The organism is Bradyrhizobium sp. 139, from assembly GCF_023074175.1.
Lineage (GTDB): Bacteria > Pseudomonadota > Alphaproteobacteria > Rhizobiales > Xanthobacteraceae > Bradyrhizobium.
The window spans coordinates 1-1,617 of record NZ_JADPKS010000124.1 but is presented as its reverse complement, the minus strand read 5'-3'; the positions used below and the strand labels follow the sequence as shown (position 1 = coordinate 1,617).

At 65.2% G+C, this 1,617-nt stretch carries 1 pseudogene; it reads right to left on the bottom strand.

Features of this window, described 5'->3' with window-relative positions:
• Positions 1-172: 172 nt before the first annotated feature.
• Positions 173-1,569 (bottom strand): annotated as a pseudogene (locus tag IVA80_RS28420) (IS1380 family transposase).
• Positions 1,570-1,617: the final 48 nt, after the last annotated feature.

Here is a 1,617-nt window from a genome sequence, read left to right as displayed (position 1 = left end):
CTAGCCCGCATTTCTCACGGCGCTGACTGATTTGGCAACGCCGGTTTGGTGGATCAGTGATGGGCATGAAGGATGGTGGCGCCGGAAGGCGCGGATGGCCATTGTTTGGTTGTTGTCTCTCCAGTGGGCCAGGTGGTGATGCGGCGGTTTTGGCGCGTCGCAGCTTCGCGTGTCAGACGGGCGCGGCGCGGGCTTTTGCGGCATTAGCCAGGCGGCGCGCGGCGCGGCCCCAGTGTTCGGCGGCTGGGCAGGCCGAGGCCATGGCGATCTTGATGCGGCGCACGGAGATGCGCACCAACGCACCGATCTTGAGGAACTTGAGGCGGATGGTGCCGCAGGTGGCGTTGGCAAATGCGGTGTCGGCGAGAGCGATGCGCCGCATCGCACAGATCAGCACATAGGCCATCGCGGCGAACCACAGGCGTAGCTGGTTGGCCCGCATGGTCTGAGCCGAGGTGCGGTCGGCGTAGAGATCGAGCTGGCATTCCTTGATCCGGTTCTCCATGTCGCCGCGGGCGCAGTAAATGTCCTCATAGAGCTGACGTGCGCCCGCCTCGCCGCGCTTGAGCGAGGTGAGACGAAGCGCGGATTGGCCTCGCCTTGCGTCCACTCCGCCTTGGCGACGACGCGGCGCTCCCGGCTCCAGCTATCGAGCGTATTCCACTGGAAATCCTTGAAGCGGCGTGCCGGGCGGCCGGTCTGCTCGGCCGCGGCTTTCGCCGCGGCAAGCTCCTCTTCGATCATGGCGACGAGGCGGGCGTTGCGGGCGAGCCCGAACAGGTAATCCACGCGGTTCTGCTCGCACCACGCCATCAGGGCCTCGCGCGCAAAGCCGCTGTCGGCTCGCAGCAGGATGCGCGCAAACGGCCAGCGGGCACGGATTTGCCGGACAATCCGCGCCATCTCCTCGATGCTGCCCGTACTGGCGTCAATGTCGGAGCGGCGCAGCTTGGCCGCCAACAGGTGCCGGCCGCAGAACACGTACAGCGGCAGATAGCAGTAGCAGTCGTAATAGCCGTGGAAGAAGCGTCCCTCCTGATGCCCGTGCAGCGGGTCGTCGGTGGCGTCCAGGTCGAGGATGATCTGCTCCGGCGGCCGCTCGTGCGCCTCCAGGAACAGCGTCACCGGCAACGCCTCGATCGCCGCCGCGTCGTACGCGATCCTGTGATAGCGCGAAGGTTCGCCGCGGCTCAGTTCCAGCCGGTTCAGCGTCGACTTGCCGGCCACCGGCGCGCAGTCCCCGCGCCGGGTCGTGAGCTTGCCTGCCAGCACCGCCATCAGCGGATCGTGCCGCAGTTCGTCATGGTCGTTGAGATCTTCATAGCCGAGCGCGATGCCAAAGACCCGCTGCCCGATCAGCGTCCCGACCGCATGCTCGATCAAGTCCTGCCGGCGATGATCGCGAAAGCAATCCGCAAAGCGATCCACCAGATCGATCGCCCGATCCGTCGCACCCAGAAGCAGCGCTCCGGCATCCGATGTCACCAGCCCGCCATCAAAGGCCGCTTCCACAGCCCGACCTTTCACCACTCCAAAATCAAATCGTTCTGCGCTACACTCTGTCGGCATCGGGGCGCTCCTTGGATCAGAGAAAAGTCGTTGCTGCACAACAACTTT